Annotated in this window: 20 protein-coding genes; 15 read left to right on the plus strand and 5 right to left on the minus strand. The window is 43.0% G+C overall.

Annotated elements, in window-relative coordinates; genetic code table 11:
- Window positions 1-59: 59 nt before the first annotated feature.
- Window positions 60-1,034, minus strand: a complete 975-nt coding sequence (locus FGT79_RS02495) for a YpdA family putative bacillithiol disulfide reductase (protein WP_138751203.1) — start codon at window positions 1,032-1,034, stop codon at window positions 60-62.
- 216 nt (window positions 1,035-1,250) lie between these two features.
- Here FGT79_RS02495 and FGT79_RS02500 point away from each other — a divergent pair, with 216 nt between their 5' ends.
- A complete protein-coding gene (locus tag FGT79_RS02500) occupies window positions 1,251-1,793 on the plus strand; it encodes an ADP-heptose synthase (protein ID WP_138751204.1) in 543 nt (180 codons plus the stop codon).
- Between the two features lie 84 nt (window positions 1,794-1,877).
- Here the strand turns inward: FGT79_RS02500 and xerS are convergent, their stop codons facing one another.
- Window positions 1,878-2,972: a tyrosine recombinase XerS gene (gene xerS, locus FGT79_RS02505; RefSeq protein WP_138751205.1), complete on the minus strand. Its 1,095-nt coding sequence runs from the start codon at window positions 2,970-2,972 to the stop codon at window positions 1,878-1,880.
- A 219-nt stretch (window positions 2,973-3,191) separates the two neighbouring features.
- On the minus strand, window positions 3,192-3,821 hold the full coding sequence (locus FGT79_RS02510) for an NAD(P)-dependent oxidoreductase (RefSeq protein WP_138751206.1): 630 nt from the start codon (window positions 3,819-3,821) through the stop codon (window positions 3,192-3,194).
- Between the two features lie 291 nt (window positions 3,822-4,112).
- On the opposite strand from FGT79_RS02510, the gene FGT79_RS02515 reads away from it, so the two are divergent.
- The 14 genes from FGT79_RS02515 to FGT79_RS02580 all read left to right on the plus strand — a co-directional run bounded on the left by FGT79_RS02515 (window position 4,113) and on the right by FGT79_RS02580 (window position 16,852).
- Window positions 4,113-5,135, plus strand: coding sequence for an ABC transporter substrate-binding protein (locus FGT79_RS02515; protein ID WP_171056047.1), 1,023 nt, complete (start codon window positions 4,113-4,115; stop codon window positions 5,133-5,135).
- Window positions 5,136-5,235: 100 nt separating this feature from the next.
- Window positions 5,236-6,849 carry an AraC family transcriptional regulator gene (locus FGT79_RS02520; RefSeq protein WP_171056048.1) on the plus strand — a complete coding sequence of 538 codons (1,614 nt, stop codon included), beginning with the start codon at window positions 5,236-5,238 and terminating at the stop codon, window positions 6,847-6,849.
- 166 nt (window positions 6,850-7,015) lie between these two features.
- On the plus strand, window positions 7,016-7,672 hold the full coding sequence (locus FGT79_RS02525) for a cell wall hydrolase (RefSeq protein ID WP_246096108.1): 657 nt from the start codon (window positions 7,016-7,018) through the stop codon (window positions 7,670-7,672).
- A 157-nt stretch (window positions 7,673-7,829) separates the two neighbouring features.
- A complete protein-coding gene (locus FGT79_RS02530; RefSeq protein ID WP_138751209.1) occupies window positions 7,830-8,549 on the plus strand; it encodes a DsbA family oxidoreductase in 720 nt (239 codons plus the stop codon).
- A gap of 52 nt (window positions 8,550-8,601) precedes the next feature.
- Window positions 8,602-9,015, plus strand: a complete 414-nt coding sequence (locus FGT79_RS02535; RefSeq protein ID WP_138751210.1) for a VOC family protein — start codon at window positions 8,602-8,604, stop codon at window positions 9,013-9,015.
- A 110-nt stretch (window positions 9,016-9,125) separates the two neighbouring features.
- Window positions 9,126-10,214: a lactonase family protein gene (locus tag FGT79_RS02540; RefSeq protein ID WP_138751211.1), complete on the plus strand. Its 1,089-nt coding sequence runs from the start codon at window positions 9,126-9,128 to the stop codon at window positions 10,212-10,214.
- A 46-nt stretch (window positions 10,215-10,260) separates the two neighbouring features.
- Complete coding sequence (locus tag FGT79_RS02545) at window positions 10,261-10,476, plus strand: cold-inducible protein YdjO-related protein (RefSeq protein WP_138751212.1); 216 nt, start codon at window positions 10,261-10,263, stop codon at window positions 10,474-10,476.
- Window positions 10,477-10,616: 140 nt separating this feature from the next.
- Window positions 10,617-11,966 carry a sensor histidine kinase gene (locus FGT79_RS02550; protein ID WP_138751213.1) on the plus strand — a complete coding sequence of 450 codons (1,350 nt, stop codon included), beginning with the start codon at window positions 10,617-10,619 and terminating at the stop codon, window positions 11,964-11,966.
- Window positions 11,953-12,594: a response regulator transcription factor gene (locus FGT79_RS02555; RefSeq protein ID WP_138751214.1), complete on the plus strand. Its 642-nt coding sequence runs from the start codon at window positions 11,953-11,955 to the stop codon at window positions 12,592-12,594. The genes FGT79_RS02550 and FGT79_RS02555 overlap by 14 nt, the downstream gene beginning before the upstream one ends.
- Window positions 12,595-12,725: 131 nt before the next feature.
- Entirely contained in the window at window positions 12,726-13,184 is a 459-nt protein-coding gene (locus tag FGT79_RS02560) for a thiol-disulfide oxidoreductase DCC family protein (RefSeq protein ID WP_171056049.1), read from the plus strand.
- Window positions 13,181-14,110: a DoxX-like family protein gene (locus tag FGT79_RS02565; protein WP_138751216.1), complete on the plus strand. Its 930-nt coding sequence runs from the start codon at window positions 13,181-13,183 to the stop codon at window positions 14,108-14,110. Before FGT79_RS02560 ends, FGT79_RS02565 begins: the two co-directional genes overlap by 4 nt.
- A gap of 2 nt (window positions 14,111-14,112) precedes the next feature.
- On the plus strand, window positions 14,113-14,790 hold the full coding sequence (locus tag FGT79_RS02570) for a DUF4166 domain-containing protein (RefSeq protein ID WP_138751217.1): 678 nt from the start codon (window positions 14,113-14,115) through the stop codon (window positions 14,788-14,790).
- Between the two features lie 130 nt (window positions 14,791-14,920).
- Entirely contained in the window at window positions 14,921-15,796 is an 876-nt protein-coding gene (locus tag FGT79_RS02575; RefSeq protein WP_138751218.1) for a radical SAM/SPASM domain-containing protein, read from the plus strand.
- A 213-nt stretch (window positions 15,797-16,009) separates the two neighbouring features.
- Complete coding sequence (locus tag FGT79_RS02580; protein ID WP_138751219.1) at window positions 16,010-16,852, plus strand: undecaprenyl-diphosphate phosphatase; 843 nt, start codon at window positions 16,010-16,012, stop codon at window positions 16,850-16,852.
- 40 nt (window positions 16,853-16,892) lie between these two features.
- On the opposite strand, the gene FGT79_RS02585 is transcribed toward FGT79_RS02580, so the two are convergent.
- Together FGT79_RS02585 and FGT79_RS02590 are read right to left on the minus strand one after the other, a co-directional pair.
- Complete coding sequence (locus FGT79_RS02585; protein WP_138751220.1) at window positions 16,893-18,122, minus strand: voltage-gated chloride channel family protein; 1,230 nt, start codon at window positions 18,120-18,122, stop codon at window positions 16,893-16,895.
- A 104-nt stretch (window positions 18,123-18,226) separates the two neighbouring features.
- Window positions 18,227-18,595: a DUF5658 family protein gene (locus tag FGT79_RS02590; RefSeq protein WP_138751221.1), complete on the minus strand. Its 369-nt coding sequence runs from the start codon at window positions 18,593-18,595 to the stop codon at window positions 18,227-18,229.
- Between the last annotated feature and the right edge of the window lie 2 nt (window positions 18,596-18,597).

The following is an 18,597-nucleotide window of genomic DNA, read 5'->3' on the forward strand; positions in this document are numbered from 1 at the left end:
AGAGCGCTTACCTTTCAGGTAGCGCTCTAAATGATGAGGTTCCAAGCAGGGGAACTATGTTAAAGGTTTTTATTAATGTGCTCAGCGATCTTACAGCCATGATACCTGCCAGATTCAATGAAAATTTCATTCGCTTCATGCCTAGATGCTACGACTCCGGCCAAATAAATGCCTGGAACATTCGTTTCCATCGTCTCTTCGTTGAACGTAGGGAATCCTTCTTCCTCAATCGTTACGCCGGTTTCATTCAGAAACTGACGATCAGGGTGGAAGCCGGTCAAGGCAAGCACGAAATCATTGTCGAGCCTCATATCGCCTTCCGATCCATTTACAGTTATAAACGTATTATCAATGCTCGTGACTCTAGACTGAAACAGCATGCGAATAGAGCCATTTGTTACCTTAGCCTGAAGAGTAGGTTTAACCCAGGGCTTAATGCTTCTAGAATAGTCATCCCCCCGGTAGACGATCGTTACTTCAGCGCCTACACGCTCAAGCTCAAGTGCAGCATCAATCGCTGAGTTGCTGCCGCCGATTATAGCTACCTTCATACCTACATAAGGATGAGACTCTCGGAAGAAATGACTTACCTTATCTAGCTGCTCACCTGGAATGCCGAGCCTGTTTGGATGATCGAAATAACCAGTCGCTATGATGACATATCGACTTTTGTATTGCGATTTCTCACCAAAACGGTTCTCACCATGCAAGATAAAAGAACCATTGTCAGGTGTAATTGCCGTAATAGACTCATAAGCTTTAACACGAAGCTGTTTCCGCTGGGCTGCTGTTCGGTAATAGTTCAGAGCTTCAAGCCTAGAGGGCTTGTCATGCGCCGACGTGAAGGGAATATCACCAATCTCAAGCCGATCCGGTGTACTGAAAAAATGCATATAGGTCGGATATTGTGAAATCGAATGCACGATATTTCTTTTTTCTATGACGAGCGGTTTTAATCCTATTCGTTCGAGCTCTATGGCTGCTGCCAAGCCGCAAGGTCCGGCTCCGATAATAATAGCTTCTTCTACTTGCATAAATCGTATCCTCCTCGGGAATGTAACAATGCTGACTTTCTAGTGAAATAAAGATGCTTAACGACCATTTTACTGCGCTGCGCACATATTGTGCAAATTTGGATGATTGACTCTCTTGTACAGGCATATGAATATTGTATAATAATGTGGAAGCGTTCATAATAAGGAAGTACATTGATAGATTGATTGTTTTGAACAAAGATAGGAGGAGATCACATGCGTCGGCGTTTTGTAATAGAGGCAGTAATGGTGGCAACGTATGGACATCTTCTTGTACCAAGCCGCCCGATTGAATATGTCGTACCGTATTCTTCCATAGCAGAGCTTTATGAAATGAGAGACGGTGTCGATCCCGTCATGGATGATCCTGACGATGATGGGCATGTGAAAAATAAAATAAACGAGCTGATCACTTTTTTTGAGGATTCGCTCAATCGCAAAAAAATTGAGAAGGCCATGCAGGTGCCTTGGCGGGAAAGCTCGCCCTTGTTGCTCAATGAATTCATCCAATTTACCGTTGTTCACGCTGTCGATAACGCTCATTACGGTGATTTATTCGATCCGATTGAGACAGAATTGCTGCTTACAAGCTTGAGGCTCAACGTGCCGTTGCTCTCTGATCAATTCGAGTTTGAGGATAAGTTGATCGAAGCAGAGGTGCCCGTACAAATTTACGACATCGAGGATTTCGAGTTTGCAGTTGAAGAGGGGATCTCCGCAACCGATTTCGATTTTCCGATTGAGTCAGACCGATTTTAATCGTATTATGCGGCATCTGAGTAGATTTTGTTTATCTTTAAGTCTACTATTGTATAGATAGGCGAAGGGAAGAGGAGGAACCGTTTATTGCGGATCTTCCTCTTTTTTGAGCTGATCGATAGCCTTAGCCATCGTTTTGTCTGTCAAATGTGCATAGATTTGGGTCGTTTCCGGCGATGCATGACCTAGCTGTTCCTGCGTTTTATAGATATCATTGCGTAAGTAATAATCAGTAGCGAAGCTATGCCTCAGCTTATGCACCGACAAATAAGGCTTGCCGAAACGTTTCGCATATTTCATGACCATTTCTTGTATGGCGCGTTTCGTCATACGTGAGCCTTCGCTCTTGCCATTCGCGATAGCTAGGAAGAGAGCCTTCTCACGTTTTGGCGCTTTGTAGCGCACTTCCCGAAGCAGCATATACGCTTGCAGATCCTCGACCGCCTCTTGCCGAAAGTAAACGGGCGTTTTGAACGAATCGTCGTTCTTGCCTTTGCGATAGACATAGGACAGCTTCTTCTTCATATCAATATCGTCTACGTTTAGATTTACGAGTTCTGAAACGCGCAGGCCGGAATGCAAAATAAAGCTAATAATGCATGCATCTCTGATGCAATTGAGCTCATAAGCGTATAACGCCTGCTTGTTATCAGCAATGTCCGTTCCGTAATGCTGTTTAATATAGTCCATAAATTCAATGATTTCATCTTCTTGCAAAAGCTTTCCTTCAAGCTTAGCCGCAGTATCCTTCGGTTTATGCGTTCGCTTAATCGCTACCTTTGCCATGACGTTTCGCCTCAGCAAAGGATAAAACTGCTCATCCTCTGCAATCTGGCTCAAATAATGGAATAAAGAGCGGAGAGAGGAGAGCTTACGTGCGATGGTCGTTTTGCTATTTCGTTCTTCTTTATAGGTAGATAGGTACATTCGGAAGCCATCAATACTATCCATATGCAGCCGTTCCAGCTCAATTAGGGCTACATCCCGAATCTGAGTCGCTTCGGACAAGCCTTCAGCCATCAGCCAGTTCAGGAAGGTCTCATAATCACGCATATATTCTACCAATGAAGAAGGCGATAAATCAGGAAGCTTGTAGTTGATGAATTTCTCGATATACCAAGGCATAGCGGGAAGTTTCCTATCCAGCTCTTGACGATCTTTCTGTTTTAAAATATTGATACTTGATCATCTCCTTTGGTTAATGTCATAAACTATAAGTGTGATTAAATAAACGCAATAATTATTATGTAAACAAATTTCTTGAACTATTGATATCACCTATACATTGTATCAATTATACCGGATCTAAAATAGCGATTTTATATCTAAAATGCAAAAAGAGGCGGTCCCAAGTCACGATAGGTGACTTATGAGACAGCCTCTGAAATTGAGCATAGCTTATAGATTGATAGCCGTAAAGCGACTGTTCAAGTACTGAGGATTTTCGATTTCATCCAGCAATACAGAAGCATAGTCTTCCATACTAATTTTGCTTTCATGCTTTTCATTCAGAATAAAGTGATCTTGTCCGAGCTGAACTTTTCCCGTTTTTTCGCCTGGTTCGAACATCGCAGCCGGGCTGAAGAACGTCCATTTCAGTTCTTTTTCACCGCGAAGCACATCCAATTGATCGCTTTGTGCTTTGGCAGTTGCATAATAGATCTCAGGAAACTGTGGTGTATCCAGCAGCCGTGTACCTTTATCATCTACAAGAAGGCTACCGGCGCCGCCAACGTTATACAAGACAGTAGAAGGGGACTGCTTGAGTTGCGCAATCAAATGTTTGATGACATCTACATGCTGCTGCTCGGAGCCTTGCTTAGCCGAGAAAGAGTTGATAACAGCATCGAATTCACTAAGCTCTGCTCCTAGCTCGTATACATCCTTCTCCAGAATATGAAGCCCATCTGTTTGGGTAAGCTTAGCAGAATTTCTTACGATAGCAGTAACTTGATGACCACGACTTTTTGCTTCCTCAACAATACGGCTTCCTACACGTCCAGTAGCACCTATAACAGCTATTTTCATTATAAAAAACTCCTATTTTATCTGATTTTTTCTACCTTAATCTTGTAACAATTCGAGTTACATATAATGCAAAAATGAAAAGCTATGTTGTTCACTTCTTGTAACTATTATAGTTACAAGTGTGTGAGTTTGTCAACATGATGTTTCTGGTTTATGAAACTGTACATTTCGGGCATGATTCGAAAAAAGATCATTATGACTCAAAAGTCCATTGAATTAATCAGTTCTGCTATTTATGATAAGCAAGGCTAGTAAATGAGAATAACTATCAATAGAAGGAGTGGGAAAGAAATGGCAATACGTACAAAAGGCTTGTCCATATTAAGCATGATCATAGTGCTTGTCTTGGTGCTTGCAGCATGTGGCGGGGGAAACACGAATAAAACGTTGAAAGAAGAAGCAGGTGCTGTACAGACAGAGCAAGCATCGCCATCACCAGAAAATCAATCCACGGAGCTGCGCACCGTTGAGCATGTTCTTGGTAAAATTGAAGTTCCTGTGCAGCCTCAGAACGTTATTGGATTATTCGTCGAGGATGAAATGAGTGCGCTTGGTGTTAAGCCAATTATGCAATACTCAAGTGGAGACTACTACCAGACTTATCTTGAAGACTATTTAAAAGATGTACCTAAGCTGGACACAACTGCTTTTAATTTTGAAGCAATCATGGCAGCACAGCCGGATCTCATTATTTTAGGCTTCCAAGGTTGGGCAGAGGAAGGCGTTTATGACAAATTGTCAAAAATTGCGCCAACTTATGTATTTACAGGAAGTGAAATTCAATATCCGGAAAATTGGAAAAAAAATCTGCTTATTGTAGCTGATTTGCTAGGAAAGACGGAGCAAGCAGAAGCGGTTATTCAAAAGCGTGAAGCGGAAACGAAGCAGGCTAAAGAGCAATTGCAGGTTGCTGCTAAAGGGAAAACCGCAGCTATGATTCGCATTCACGCAAGTAAGGAGCTTAGATTATATGGAGGTCCTGGAGGCCAAGTGGGGACAGCCTTGTATGGTGATTTTGGGATAGAGCCCGCTCCAATTGTTCGCAAGTTGGCTTGGGGAGAAGATATGGATATCCAAACGATCTCAATGGAAATCATTCCACAGATCGATGCAGATTATATATTCCTCGCTGTAGATGAAGGAAGAGAAGAGCAGGCTAAGGAGCTTAAAGAAAGTACCTTATGGAAGAACGTTCCAGCCGTCCAGCAAGGCCATGTTTATGAAGTTCGCGGCGATGTATGGATCACCAACGGTCCACTTGCGTATGAGAAAAAGCTGGAGAATGTCATGAATGCGTTCATCCCAAATAAATAACAAAGAAGAAGCTAGTTAACCTAATGGTTGACTAGCTTCTTCTTTGTTATTAGAATAATGATAATAATTCTCAATGTATGCAGGAGGCAACGTGACCTTAATGATTGAAAGCACTCCGAATATGAGTTCCCAACCAACTCCTTTTCATACCTATTTCTTCAGACTTGTTGATATTGTATCCCTTACAAACACCTATACTCGCGAAATGCTCCCCAGTGACAGTATTAACTACAGGCTGATTGTAGTAGCTAGCGGCTCAGGCAATATCTATATAGATGATAGACGTTATGACGCGGCTATTGGAAGTTGTTATGGAATAATGCCCGGCGCGAAGCTTGTCGTTGATCCAGCGAGAGAAGACAAGAAAGACATACATTATATAAGCGTGTCATTTGATATTATTTGTGATCAGCCTAATAGCGGCATGCCTTTTCATTTCCCGAATATTGAAATCATAATTGAGCCTATTGCTCGTACGCTTGCAGTCATGCGGAAGCTGGTTGCCATGAAAAATTCTGAAAGCGAGGACGAACAGCTTAGCTATCATTTTCGTTTCCAGAAACTAATGTTTGCATTGCTTAATCAAAACAAGGCTGTATCTGAAACGATTACTTCCATGCAAGCCGTGGAACGGAGCGTTTCTTTTTTGAAAGACCACTATAATAAGGATATAAGCACGAAGCAGTTAGCTGAACGGAGTGGGATTGGCACCAAGCAATACATACAACTGTTCAAAAAAATAACAGGCTTAACGCCTCATGAATACATATCGTCACTGCGCATACGGAAGGCAAAGGAACTGCTGCTTGTATCTAGGCAGCCGCTTGCAGATATTGCAGAACAGGTCGGATACCTTGATAGTTACTATTTTAACCGTCGTTTCAAGCAAATAACTGGCGTTCCGCCGAGGGTATATGTGAACACGCGTCAATATAAAATTATGTCCATGAGTTATGTATGTTCTTTGCTGGCGCTTGGCATTAAGCCGATAGGCGCACCTGCTTATCATTTGGGTTATTACGCCCAACATTTAGGAGAAAACATTACTAGCATTGGAGATAAATCCATTCTCTATTTTGACAAAATAAATGCGTTAAAACCTGATTTAATTATCGGTTGCGACACGCTAGATCTTGAAATACAACAACAGCTTGAGCGTTTAGCACCGATTGTAACGATTCCATGGATGGGACTGCAAGCGACAGAACATTTACAGACAATCGGCGATTTACTTGGAATGGGAAAGCAGGCAAAAAGCTGGGTTGACAGTTATGAACGAAAGCGAGAAGAAGCAAATCGGCAGATTAAGCCTTTTATAAATACAGATGAGACCGTTGGACTTATTGTAATTGAAGGGAATGAACTATTCGTACTGGGAGACCGCAATGTAGGCGAGGTTATGTATCGTTCCTTCGGTTTGCAGCCGCCTCCGATCGTTCAAAGCTTGCTTGTAGAACACCCTAACCAGTATGGCAGGAAGGTATCAGTCGAACAGCTCTGGCAATATGACGCTGATCGGTTATTTATCATTGTATATGGGGTTGAAGCTGCCCTGACTTATAAGGAGTTGCAGAAGAAGCCTGCATGGAAACAGCTGAATGCTGTCCGTCAAGGAAAGGTGCAAAGTATTGATCCCGAAAAATGGATTTATTATGATGTGCTATCGCTTTCAGGGCAATTGGATGATGGCATCAGCATACTTGCCAAACGATGATTTATGATAGGCATGCTGCTTGGTAAATCTATGCAATTCCTGCAACGCGGTTACATTCTGACAATTACTGTGCTAAACTCGAACGAGCCAGTCGACAGGTTGCCAATCTTATTCCAATTTGCGAGGAACGTGCACGCGCAATTGAAAAGGGAGGTTCATTCTAACGATGAACAACAAATTAATCACATATAGTATGTCGCTTTTTCTTAGTATGATGTTGATATTCCAATTGCCTGCGGAAGCAGCTCATGCTGCTGAACCGGCTACACTAAAGGTCGGGAATTCAGGTGCTGATGTTCCTGATTTGCAATATCGATTAAAGACAATAGGGTACTTTAATACGGACGTAACTACTTATTTCGGAACGACTACACTCGATTCTCTGAAACGGTTTCAGAAGGAATATGGCTTAGCTGTTGATGGAATTGCTGGTGCTCGTACATGGGAAGCACTCAAAAAGGTGTCGGTGAATAAAGTGGAGCTTGATTTGCTTGCCAGAATTATATATGCAGAGGCACGTGGCGAATCGTATAAGGGACAAGTTGCAGTCGGAGCTGTCGTGATGAATCGGCTAGCCTCCCCAAGCTTCCCTAATTCGATCAGAGAAGTCATTGAGCAGCCGCAAGCATTCACAGCCGTTGATGACGGGCAGTACAAACTTACACCTAATAAGCTTGCTTATCAAGCAGCGCAGGAAGCAGTCAAAGGCTATGATCCAACGAATGGTGCGCTCTACTACTTCAATCCAGTAACCGCAACGTCAGATTGGATATGGTCTCGTAAGCAGACGATCCAAATCGGTCGCCATATATTTGCCGTATAAGGTTTCTGTATCCTTATCGTTTAGCTGCAGTGCGGCTTACGGTAAGGATTTTTTTATGTTAATTGATTCGAGCACAGATTATCAATAATGAATTCAATCATGTTACAATAAGAAAGAAAGTATCCAACTTTTTTTAAAACTGCCGGAGGTGTTCAAGTTGAAAGTAGAAATTTGGTCGGATTATGTGTGTCCGTTCTGTTATATAGGTAAAAGAAAGTTCGAGCTTGCGTTTGAGAAATTCACTCATAAGGACAGCATTGAAATGACATACAAGAGCTTCGAGCTTGATCCGGGTGCTGATCCGAATTCAAATATCAGTACCTATAGCATGCTTGCAGCCAAATACGGCATGAGCTTGGAGAAAGCTAAGGAAATGACGCTGAATGTTGCAGAACAAGCTGCAGCTGTCGGATTGGAATTCCATTTCGAGTTAGCTGTATCAACGAATACGTTCGATGCGCACCGACTCGTTAAATATGCTGCCCAACATGGCAAGGAAATAGAAATGTCTGAACGATTATTCAAAGCACATTTCACAGATGGACATAACATTGGAAACCATGATCAACTCGTTAATCTTGCCTCGGAAGCAGGTTTGAATGCCAAAGAAGTATTAGCTATGCTTCAAACAAGCCAATTCTCTGATGTCGTACGTGATGAAGAAGAAGAGGGCAGCAGCCTCGGCATAAAAGGTGTACCATTCTATGTCGTTGATCGCAAATATGCGGTTTCCGGTGCACAATCTCCAGAAGTATTTCTGGATACCCTGAACAAAGCCTGGGAAGAGAAGCATCCTACCTTCATTCAAGTCAATGAAACGGATAAGGACGCTCTTTGTACAGATGGCTATTGTGCACCTGATTCCTCTAAGTCTTAATTTCGTTTGAATTAAGGAAATTAACAAATTTAAAATTGGGGAGTTGTTCATAATGGGGACAAACACAAAAATTGGCGGCGGCGGCTTTCACCATATTGCCATTCGCGTGTATGATTTCGATAAGACGGTAGCCTTCTATACAGAGGTTTTAGGTTTTACAGAACGCATCCGCTGGGGTGAAGGTGATTCACGCGGCATTATGCTGGACACAGGTGACGGCAATTATTTAGAGGTTTTTGCAGGCGGCAAGGAAGGACAGAAGGATGAAGGTGCGTTTCTGCATTTCGCATTACGCTCTGATAATGTTACGGATGCGATTGAGCTCGCTAGAGAAGCAGGGATGGAGATAACGGTTGAACCGAAGGAAATTGTTATTCATGATATCCCTGTTCGTATCGCGTTTTTCAAAGGCCCGGATGGCGAAATTATTGAATTATTTGAAAGTACAACTGATAAGAAATTATAATTCATAATCCATTTGTCTGTTGAGCCATCAAGTCTTATAATAGATAACGGTATTATGATAAGTCGTTGATTCATAATCAATGACTCGCACATGTTGAGGGGGGAATTTATTTGACAGTTGAAAAACAACGATTGTTTGTATTCGCTGGATCTTATGCGGAAGCAGAAGAAAAAGGCGTGCATGTGTATGTATTCGATGAGGAAACGGGTATATTACAGCTAACTGACTCGGTGGATGGACTTAAAAATCCTACTTTTCTGAATGTAGATGCAGACCGCAACCTGTTATATGCGATCGCTGAAACCGTTAATGACGCTGGACAAAAGGTTGGTGAAGCCGCAGCATTCGCTATCAATCCAAGCAAAGGTAGTCTAAGCCTATTGAATCGTAAAATAACAGTCGATTCTACAACCTGCCACATTCAGCGTGATGCGGAAAGCCGGTTTTTGACTGTGACGAGCTACCACGGCGGAATGATCGGACTCTTCGGCATTAACGAAGACGGTACGATTGGCAGAGATCTGGATGTTCAACAGCATGAAGGCAGCAGTAAACATCCTGAGCGTCAGGATCGTCCTCATCCTCACTCGTCGTTTTATAGTCCGGATGGCCGCTTCCTGCTCGTCTCTGATTTGGGACTCGATCGAATCGTGACGTATAAGCTTGACGCAGAGGCAGGTAAGCTGGTTCATCAATCAAGCGCAGCGCTGCACCCTGGTGCAGGCCCGCGTCACTTGACCTTCCATCCGAACGGCAAATTTGTCTACGTCATTAATGAAGTGGATTCTTCGATTACTTCTTTTACATATGATAAGGAGACAGGTCAGTTAATTACACTGCAAACAGTAAGCACGCTTCCTGCTGACTTTGAAGGCGAGAATTCATGTGCAGAAATTACTGTATCAACAGATGGCCGTTATTTGTATGGCTCCAACCGCGGTCATGACAGTATTGTCGTATTTGCGATTGATGATCAAAGTGGCAGTCTTTCGCTTGTTCAGCATTTTTCTGTTGAAGGTGGTCATCCGCGCCACTTTGCCTTAACACCAAGCGGAAGATTTTTGCTTGCAGCTAATCGAGATACAGATAATATCGTAACATTCACAGTTGATCGCGATAGCGGAAAACTAGCTTCAACAGGAAATAACGTTAAGTTATCCAAGCCGGTTTGCGTGCTTCCTGTTTACTTAACGACATAAATGATTAATGGCATATGCATAGAGACGAAAAGGGGAATACCACAGCGTGGCTACAACTGAAGACGATAAACCGAAACTAAAAGCGACTAAAATTTTCAAATGCAAAAATCCGGATTGCAAAGCATGGGTAAGAGACGAGTTTGCTGCAAGCGAGCAAAGTTGCCCAATATGCAAAGGGCCTATGCTTAGAAGCATGCGTCATTTGCCGGCCGTACAGAACAAGCCAAAACCACAGCCGCGCAAGCCGAAATCAGATTATTAATAACAGCTTCACTAGAAATCCCAATTCTGCGCAATCGAGCAGATTGGGATTTTTTTGTGCGACTAGCGAAACAATGGACGAACGACGCGCTCATTATGGTAGTATAGATGTACCAAACAATGACAGGAAGGTAAAGCCTTATGCTGTTGTATTTTATCGCTTTATTTATGGCTGGAGTAATCGTCTACGTTAATAATCCAAAGAGCGGATCAAATCGCTGGGCAGCCTATTTCTTGGCGGCAGCTTCTGTCGGTGGTCTAGCTGATCTCATTTCAGGAAATGGACATACGTTCATATCCCATATCTTGCAATTTATAAATTATACCGTAACCCCTTATTGCATCCTTATATTTAGTTTCATTTATACGAATAGGTTAAAAACGATCCACAAGAAAGACTTTACCAAACTATATTTTGCGATCCCTATTCTGTTGATGCTGATCGCTATGTTGTTGTCGATTAGTCAGCAAAGGTTCTTTCAGTTGCTTCTGCTGTGGAGCGCTCCTTACTATTTACTTTCCTGTTATTTATTAATTCATTCCTTCTGGAGAGAAAGGGATTCTCGGCTTAGACGTAATAGATTTATCACTACCGTCATTATTGTTCCTACGCTGCTGGCTGTGTTATTTTTTATTTATGTAGCTAAGGTCATTTCTCCTGAATTTGAGTTTTTTAATTATATATCGGTGTTTATCATATATTCCCTCGCTGCAGCACTGCTATTCACGTTTATGTATGGTGTGCTTGGGGTTCGTCTTCGATTCGAGCATGATCCAATGGAGAGTACGATGCGAGCTGTCAGCTCGGGAGCTGCGCTGCTCAATCATACGATTAAGAATGAGGTTGGCAAAATCTCGATCAGTACTGAAAATTTAAATCGTATACTGCTGGATTCGAACGAGCAATCCAAACAGCATACACAAATAATTACGAATGCAACGAATCATTTGCTTGATATGATGGATCGGATTCAGAGCCAAATCAAAGACATTCGTTTGCAGGAGAAGCCTGTTCGACTTAGACATCTTGTCAAGAATACGCTAAACCAGCACAACGCTTTGCTTGTGCGACAGAACATTACCATTCATTCTGAATACTTGATAAAGCCAGTAATCCAGTGCGATCCCGTACATATAAGCGAAGCAATTGGCAATCTTTTGATGAATGCAAGTGAAGCGATGCCACAGGGCGGTTTGATTAAAGTGAGGCTTGCAGCACATAAAAACAGCGTAGAGCTTTCTATTCAAGATAGCGGTGCTGGCATACCAGCAGATAAGCTCAGTTTAGTATTTGATCCATTTTTTAGCAGCGGCAAAACTGGTCGTAATTTCGGACTTGGCCTTTCTTATGTATATAACGTCATTCAAAAAAGCGGAGCCAGAGTCACATTGACAAGTGAGCTTGGTAAGGGAACGAGGGTTACATTGCTTTGGCCGAAGCGAAAAGTCGTTCGTGTTTTTGAAGGAGGAGACGGGCATGAGCACAATTAAAATGGTTATCGTTGAGGATGACGAGGACTGGATAAAGGCGCTAACCTTTTTCTTAAGTCAAGAACCGGATCTGATGGTAGTTGGTACAGCGTCGAATTCAACGGATGCGATACAACTAGCAAGCTCTATCCCTGTTGATGTCATTCTAATGGACATTCAGCTTGATGGCAGCAAGTTAGACGGCATTCAAACTTCGATATTGATGCATGAGCACTCCTCAGCTAAGATCATTATGTTAACTTCTTTAAATGACGAGAAGACGATGACGCAAGCTTTTACAGCGGGCGCCGTGCACTATTTGGAGAAAACGCGTTACAAAGAGCTTCCGCAAGTCATACGCAGCGTCTATCATCATCCTGCACCGATGGAAGCATTGCTCAAAGAACTATCTCGGTTGAAGCGTGAAGAGCAATTGAAGGACTTGACTGGTGCTGAGCGTGAGGTGTTCGAGCGTATAGAGGCTGGTTACACACAATCGCAAATTGAAGAGAAGCTATTCAAAGCAGAAAGCACGCTCAAAAATCAAGTGAATAAAATGTTGAAAAAAATCGGTGTGCGAAGCAGTCGGGAAGCTGTCGAGAAGGTTAGAAGAAAAGGCTTAATGATGAGGGATAATCAAAGAAAATAATCAGGATAGTCTATGTGCATAGGGAGGTACTACGATTCGTAGTACCTCCCTATTTGTCGTTCTAATAAAGATAGGACTGCCGGAAGGCTAGAATATGCCGTTACAATGAAGGAAGAGAGGGCGGGATTAAAGTGAAAACAGCTGTAGATAAATCTTTGCCGATTATACTTCTCATAGACGGAAATTGCCTGTTATGCAATGGTATTACTCAGTTTGTAGCTAAACGGGATAAAAAAAATCAATTTCGATTTGCTGCGCTTCAATCAGCTGCAGGGCAGAAACTGCTTAAGGAAGGCAATCTTCCAGTTAGCGATATCCATACATTCGTGATGATTCATGCAGGGCAATATAATGTGAAATCAGAAGCTGCGCTGCGTGTATTAGTAAGACTTGATGGCTGGTGGAAGTACTGTAATCCGCTCTTTTATTTCCCGCTTTCATTGCGTGATGTGATCTATGATTTTGTAGCCTTTAATCGTTACCGTTTCTTTAGGAATACGGAAACATGCATCCTGCCGATGCATGAGCTGTCGGGTAGATTCATAACAGGTGGCATCTATGGGGCTGAGAAGGAGATGGATAAAAGATGAGAAGAAAGCCGATCTTTGTGGAGCTTGTTATGCAAACATCTTTCGCTGAGCTATGGAAGCATACGCAAATACCGGAGCTTCATGAGCAATGGGACCTGCGTTTCTCGGCAATTGATTATTTGCCTAGAACAGGTGAAGCACAAATACAAACCTTTCGTTATACAACACGAATTGGTTTTGGACTTCAAATAACAGGAACAGGCGAAACGAGTCATACATCACACGGTCAAAACGGAGAGCATAGGTCCACCCTATCTTTTTCTTCCGCGCAGCCCTTATCACTAATATCCTCGGGCGGAGGCTACTGGAAGTACGAAGAAAAGGAGGGGAAGCTGAGGTTTAGCACATTATTTGACTATAAAACCCGCTTTGGTGTTGTTGGCTGGCTGGTCGATCTTTATTTGTTTAGACCATTATTCAGCTATGCTACAGCATGGAGCTTTGATAGACTTCGTATTTGGTTAGAGGAGAAGGTTCCGCCTTCAGTCATAGCGGAGAGAGCGATGGTTCACTATCTATGTGTTATAGCGCTCATGCTGCTGTGGATCTTTGAAGGTATTGTTCCCAAGCTGCTCTTTCCGGAAACTGGCGAGCTGCCAATGCTGCAACAATTAGGTTGGTTTACTGGATTTGAATTACAGCTTATTAAGGGGATCGGCATTCTCGAAATCATAATAGGCATCTTGACAGTATGTTTGCATCGACAAAAACGATTGTTTTATGGACAAATCGCTCTGCTGCTCTTATTATCCATCCCGATGATAGCAGCAACTCCTTATTCGCTGACAGCGCCATTTAATCCACTAACGTTATCTGTTCCTATGATCGTATTATGCTTCGTTTCAATATGGAGCATCAAACATCTGCCACTTGCCAGTCGTTGTATAAGGCGTTTTAAATCAATGAAACGAAAGGAAGGAGAATAAGCATGCTTTCCATTTATGAGCAAGTACTCGGTTCAGCATTTCTTGAACTCCATCCCCGCATTCAGCAGCGATTTGGCATGAGCAGTTCAAGCAACACCGCTTCAATCGGAAGTGGGGTCATGAAGCTAATTTGGCACAACAAGCTTGTCAATCTGCCGTTATTGGCAGGGGCAACTCGTCATATTATGTTTCCGCATAGCGGTACCAACGTTCCATTCTCGATCGAGAATTATGCTTATAGAGATCAATATGGGAGAGAAACGGTTACTTGGATTAGGAAGTTTCAGTTCCCGCGAAAAGTAAGGCATTTCGATGCGACGATGATTTTTAGTGGTGAGCATGGCGGGATTGTTGACTATTTGGGTAATAAACAGCATATGGCTGTGGATTTGGCACTTTCTGTTTCTGATAAAAAAGGCATTAAATTTCATTCCAAGCAACAACGATTTTATGAAGGATTATTGCAGTTCCGTATTCCAGATTATTTCACAGGAGCTGCAGAAGTCCATGAGTGGTATGATGACGATGAGGGTTGTTACAAAATAACAGTCGATGTTCGCCATCCATGGCTTGGTCCGATATTTCGGTATAAAGGCTCCTTTCAAGCCGCATTTATAGAGATCAAGCCCGGTAGCGAGCCGATCGGCATTCGACCAATACGAGAAGAAAGAAGGGAATAGACGGCAGAGGCTGTTTATTCCTTTTTGTCACTTCCACTTCGGCGTTGTATAATAGCATAAGACAACATAGCAAGATTCAAGCTAGCGAGACTCAGGCTGCTGGGTCATTAGGAAACGGAGCTTACTACCAATGAAAAAGTTTAAAAAGTTTTATATAGAGACGACAAGCATTTGCAACTTATCCTGCAGCTTCTGTCCACCGACCCTGCGCGCGAAAGGCTTCATAAAAGTAGAGGATTTCCGCAAAACGCTTCTGCAGATTAAGCCTCACACCGATTATATTTACTTCCACGTAAAAGGTGAGCCGATGCTGCATCCAAAGATGGACGAGCTGCTCGATATTAGCCATGAGCTGGGCTTCAAAGTGAATATAACGTCGAACGGCACGCTCATTACGAAAAACAAAGAAAAACTACTGAACAAGCCTGCCCTAAGGCAGATTAATTTCTCCTTGCACAGCTTTGACGGCCATGCAGGTTCGACGAATAAAGAAGGCTATTTAGCTGAGATTCTATCCTTCGTGAAGGAAGCTGTAGCAAACAGCAAGATTATTATTTCGTTTCGGCTATGGAATCTGGAAATGGATAATGAAACGAATCAGCAAAAAAATAAAAACCGCGAATTGCTCGGTATGATCGAGAAAGCATTCGCTCTGGATTTTAAAATCGAAGAAAAATTCATTCCTGGTTCCGGTGTCAAAATCGCTGAACGTATTTATTTAAACCAAGATCCAGAGTTCAAATGGCCCGACCTGAAGGAGCCGGAGTACAACGGAAAAGGGTTCTGCCATGCACTGCGCAATCAAGCGGGCATTCTTATTGATGGCACCGTTATTCCATGCTGCCTTGATGGTGAGGGCGTCATTAATCTCGGGAATATTCATGACACACATTTCTCTGAGATTATCGAGAACGATCGGTCGACAAAGCTTTATGAGGGCTTCTCCAGGCGAGAAGCAGTGGAGGAGCTGTGCCGGAAATGCGGCTACCGCCAGCGTTTCGGTTGATTGTTACTAAAGAACGTTATTTGATTCATCAAAATCGCTGTCGCTCTAACCAAGAGCTTGCGGCGATTTTTCATGTAAGCTAGCACAATTACAACTAGGGGCTCACTTCCTTAGGCGGATTGTTGAGCGAGGTCGATTTATGTTATGATTTGTTCCATGCCTTTCTATTTTCTAATACCATTAATCTACAAGAGTTAGGAGATTCAACGACAAATGGACTTTTTTACGATTTTAAAAGCGATTATTTTGGGTATTGTAGAAGGGCTCACGGAGTTCGCCCCCGTATCCTCGACGGGTCATATGGTTATCGTTGATGACATGTGGCTGCAGTCGGAGCAGTTTTTGACGAAATACGTAGCAAATACGTTCAAAATCATCATCCAGTTAGGTTCCATACTAGCGGTTGTCATTATTTTCCGAAATCGCTTTATTGATTTGCTGGGATTACGCCGTGGAGCAAGCGCAGAGACGCAGGACTTGTCAGAACCGAAACGCAAGCTTAAGCTTACACATGTATTCGTTGGACTCATACCAGCAGGCGTATTTGGATTATTGTTCGATGATTACATTGATGATTATTTATTTTCAATTAAAACGGTATTAATCGGTCTTGTTGTTGGTGCGATATTCATGATCATTGCCGACCGGTTCCGTCCAGCTCAAACGAAGGTGGAGTCGGTGGATCAAATTACTTATAAACAGGCACTATCAGTTGGCTTGATTCAATGTATTTCCTTATGGCCTGGATTTTCTCGTTCTGGGTCCACCATCTCAGGTGGTGTTCTACTTGGCATGAGCCATCGTGCTGCGGCGGATTTCACCTTTATCATGGCAGTTCCGATCATGACAGGTGCCAGCTTACTATCACTAGCCAAAAACTGGGAGTACTTCACGCTTGATACGCTTCCGTTTTTCATAGCAGGCTTTATAAGCGCATTTGTTTTTGCTCTCCTATCCATTCGTTTCTTCTTGAAGCTCATTAATAGAATCAAACTGGTGCCGTTTGCGATATATCGCATCGTACTAGCGGTGGTCGTATATATCGTTTACTTCTAATAAAAATGGCTTGCTCCCGTTATAAGGAGCAAGCCATTTTTCATTCGGTTAATCGATAAGCAAGAGGTTTCTGTGATTCATAGATTCCTCTGTGGCCTGAACAAAGAAAAGCAAGCATGCAACCAATGAAAAGATAGATGGCACCTTCGGAACCAAACAGCTCAATTCCCATAATAAAACAGGCAATCGGTGTTTTGGCTGCACCGCTGAATACGGAGACGAAGCCAATCGCTGCAAGGAAAGGGACGGAAACATGCAGTAGTCCGCCAAGCGCACTTCCGAGAGTCGCACCAATTACAAATAGCGGGGTAACCTCTCCTCCTTGAAAGCCTGTCCCCAACGTAAGGGCTGTAAACAATGTTTTGAGCAGAAAAACAAACGGGGATACCGCTTCTTGAAAGCCTTGTTGAATGAGCGGTATGCCGAGGCCTAAATAGTCACGCGTACCTAGTGCGTAAACGAAAGCAATGATGAGCAAGCCCCCGGCAGTACTTCTTAGCATAGGGTTTATCAGCCATTTGCTGAACAGCTGTTTGAGAGTACGAGTGAGAAGAGTAAAGAAGGAAGCAGCTAGACCGAACAAAACAGCTGCGACAACAACTTTTATAATAAGCAGCCAGTGGAATGGAGGAATTATACCCATGGCATAATGGATATGATTAATTCCCCACGCGCTTGTGACCAAATGTCCCGCCACACTCGCAATAAAGCAAGGAAGCAGCGCCTCATAACTAATTACTCCGATTGCCAGAACCTCTAGGCCGAACATCGTTCCTGCAAGCGGTGTGCCGAATACGGCTCCGAATCCGCTGCTAATACCACACATGAGGATGATTCGACGGTCTTTCTGCTTCAATCCGATCTGCTTGCCCAGCCATTCGGACAAGCTGCCACCCATCTGGACAGCCGTTCCTTCACGGCCCGCAGAACCACCGAATAGATGTGTTACGAGTGTTCCAAGCAAGACGAGAGGAGCCATTCGAAGTGGAATATTTCCTTCTCCTGAATGAATTTGTTCAATAATGAGATGATTTCCTCTGCCAGCTTCTTTCCCGAACTTCATATAAAGGAAGCTGATGAAGGCTCCTCCTGCAGGAAGGAGCCAGAGAAGCCAGGGGTAATTGCCGCGAGCTTCCGTCACCCATTCAAGCGAGGCTAGGAACAAAGCGGCTGCTGTTCCAGCTAAGAGGCCGACGGCTCCAGCGATGAGCAGCCATTTCGATACGTATTTCATAAGCTTATCTGGAGATAATTGCTGCTTGTCTAACATCCTGTAAGACTCCTTGTACTCAGTTGACGAACGCGTTTGTTCCTAATTATACAGGACATACCATCTAGGTGACAGCAATTCGGAAAAAGTGTTATTACATTCGTTCATATGCCATAGGATATCCAAACGAGATGGTAGACGTTAACTAGAAAATAGAGAACCACTGTCACTAGAATGCATGGGTTGATCCATTTTCGATTCTTCATATGATAGTAGATAACTAGAAGCAGCAGCGGGAGTACTAACTTCATGGTGTAATAACCAGTAATATTCCATTCATAAATATGCTTAACGAAGGGGTTCATTTCTTCAATCAGCAAAAAACGCAAGCCGATATCGGTTAAAGCAGCGTCGGTGAAACAAAGCAGCAACAAGCCAATCAAGATAGCTTGCATATCCCACTTCTGAATAGCAGCGATGGCAAATTTCCCTCCAATCTGAATAAATTCGCATATTAGATGCATATGCCTCATAA

Source organism: Paenibacillus sinopodophylli (assembly GCF_005930355.1).
GTDB classification, from domain to species: Bacteria; Bacillota; Bacilli; order Paenibacillales; family Paenibacillaceae; genus Pristimantibacillus; species Pristimantibacillus sinopodophylli.

What these genes read in the sequence shown, in the direction of transcription:
- FGT79_RS02495 (WP_138751203.1), bottom strand. Translation starts at nt 1,034, where the DNA reads ATGCAAGTAGAAGAAGCTATTATTATCGGAGCCGGACCTTGCGGCTTG.
- FGT79_RS02500 (WP_138751204.1), top strand. Translation starts at nt 1,251, where the DNA reads ATGCGTCGGCGTTTTGTAATAGAGGCAGTAATGGTGGCAACGTATGGA.
- FGT79_RS02510 (WP_138751206.1), bottom strand. Translation starts at nt 3,821, where the DNA reads ATGAAAATAGCTGTTATAGGTGCTACTGGACGTGTAGGAAGCCGTATT.
- FGT79_RS02515 (WP_171056047.1), top strand. Translation starts at nt 4,113, where the DNA reads ATGGCAATACGTACAAAAGGCTTGTCCATATTAAGCATGATCATAGTG.
- FGT79_RS02520 (WP_171056048.1), top strand. Translation starts at nt 5,236, where the DNA reads ATGATTGAAAGCACTCCGAATATGAGTTCCCAACCAACTCCTTTTCAT.
- FGT79_RS02525 (WP_246096108.1), top strand. Translation starts at nt 7,016, where the DNA reads ATGAACAACAAATTAATCACATATAGTATGTCGCTTTTTCTTAGTATG.
- FGT79_RS02535 (WP_138751210.1), top strand. Translation starts at nt 8,602, where the DNA reads ATGGGGACAAACACAAAAATTGGCGGCGGCGGCTTTCACCATATTGCC.
- FGT79_RS02550 (WP_138751213.1), top strand. Translation starts at nt 10,617, where the DNA reads ATGCTGTTGTATTTTATCGCTTTATTTATGGCTGGAGTAATCGTCTAC.
- FGT79_RS02555 (WP_138751214.1), top strand. Translation starts at nt 11,953, where the DNA reads ATGAGCACAATTAAAATGGTTATCGTTGAGGATGACGAGGACTGGATA.
- FGT79_RS02565 (WP_138751216.1), top strand. Translation starts at nt 13,181, where the DNA reads ATGAGAAGAAAGCCGATCTTTGTGGAGCTTGTTATGCAAACATCTTTC.
- FGT79_RS02570 (WP_138751217.1), top strand. Translation starts at nt 14,113, where the DNA reads ATGCTTTCCATTTATGAGCAAGTACTCGGTTCAGCATTTCTTGAACTC.
- FGT79_RS02575 (WP_138751218.1), top strand. Translation starts at nt 14,921, where the DNA reads ATGAAAAAGTTTAAAAAGTTTTATATAGAGACGACAAGCATTTGCAAC.
- FGT79_RS02580 (WP_138751219.1), top strand. Translation starts at nt 16,010, where the DNA reads ATGGACTTTTTTACGATTTTAAAAGCGATTATTTTGGGTATTGTAGAA.
- FGT79_RS02585 (WP_138751220.1), bottom strand. Translation starts at nt 18,122, where the DNA reads ATGTTAGACAAGCAGCAATTATCTCCAGATAAGCTTATGAAATACGTA.
- FGT79_RS02590 (WP_138751221.1), bottom strand. Translation starts at nt 18,595, where the DNA reads ATGAGGCATATGCATCTAATATGCGAATTTATTCAGATTGGAGGGAAA.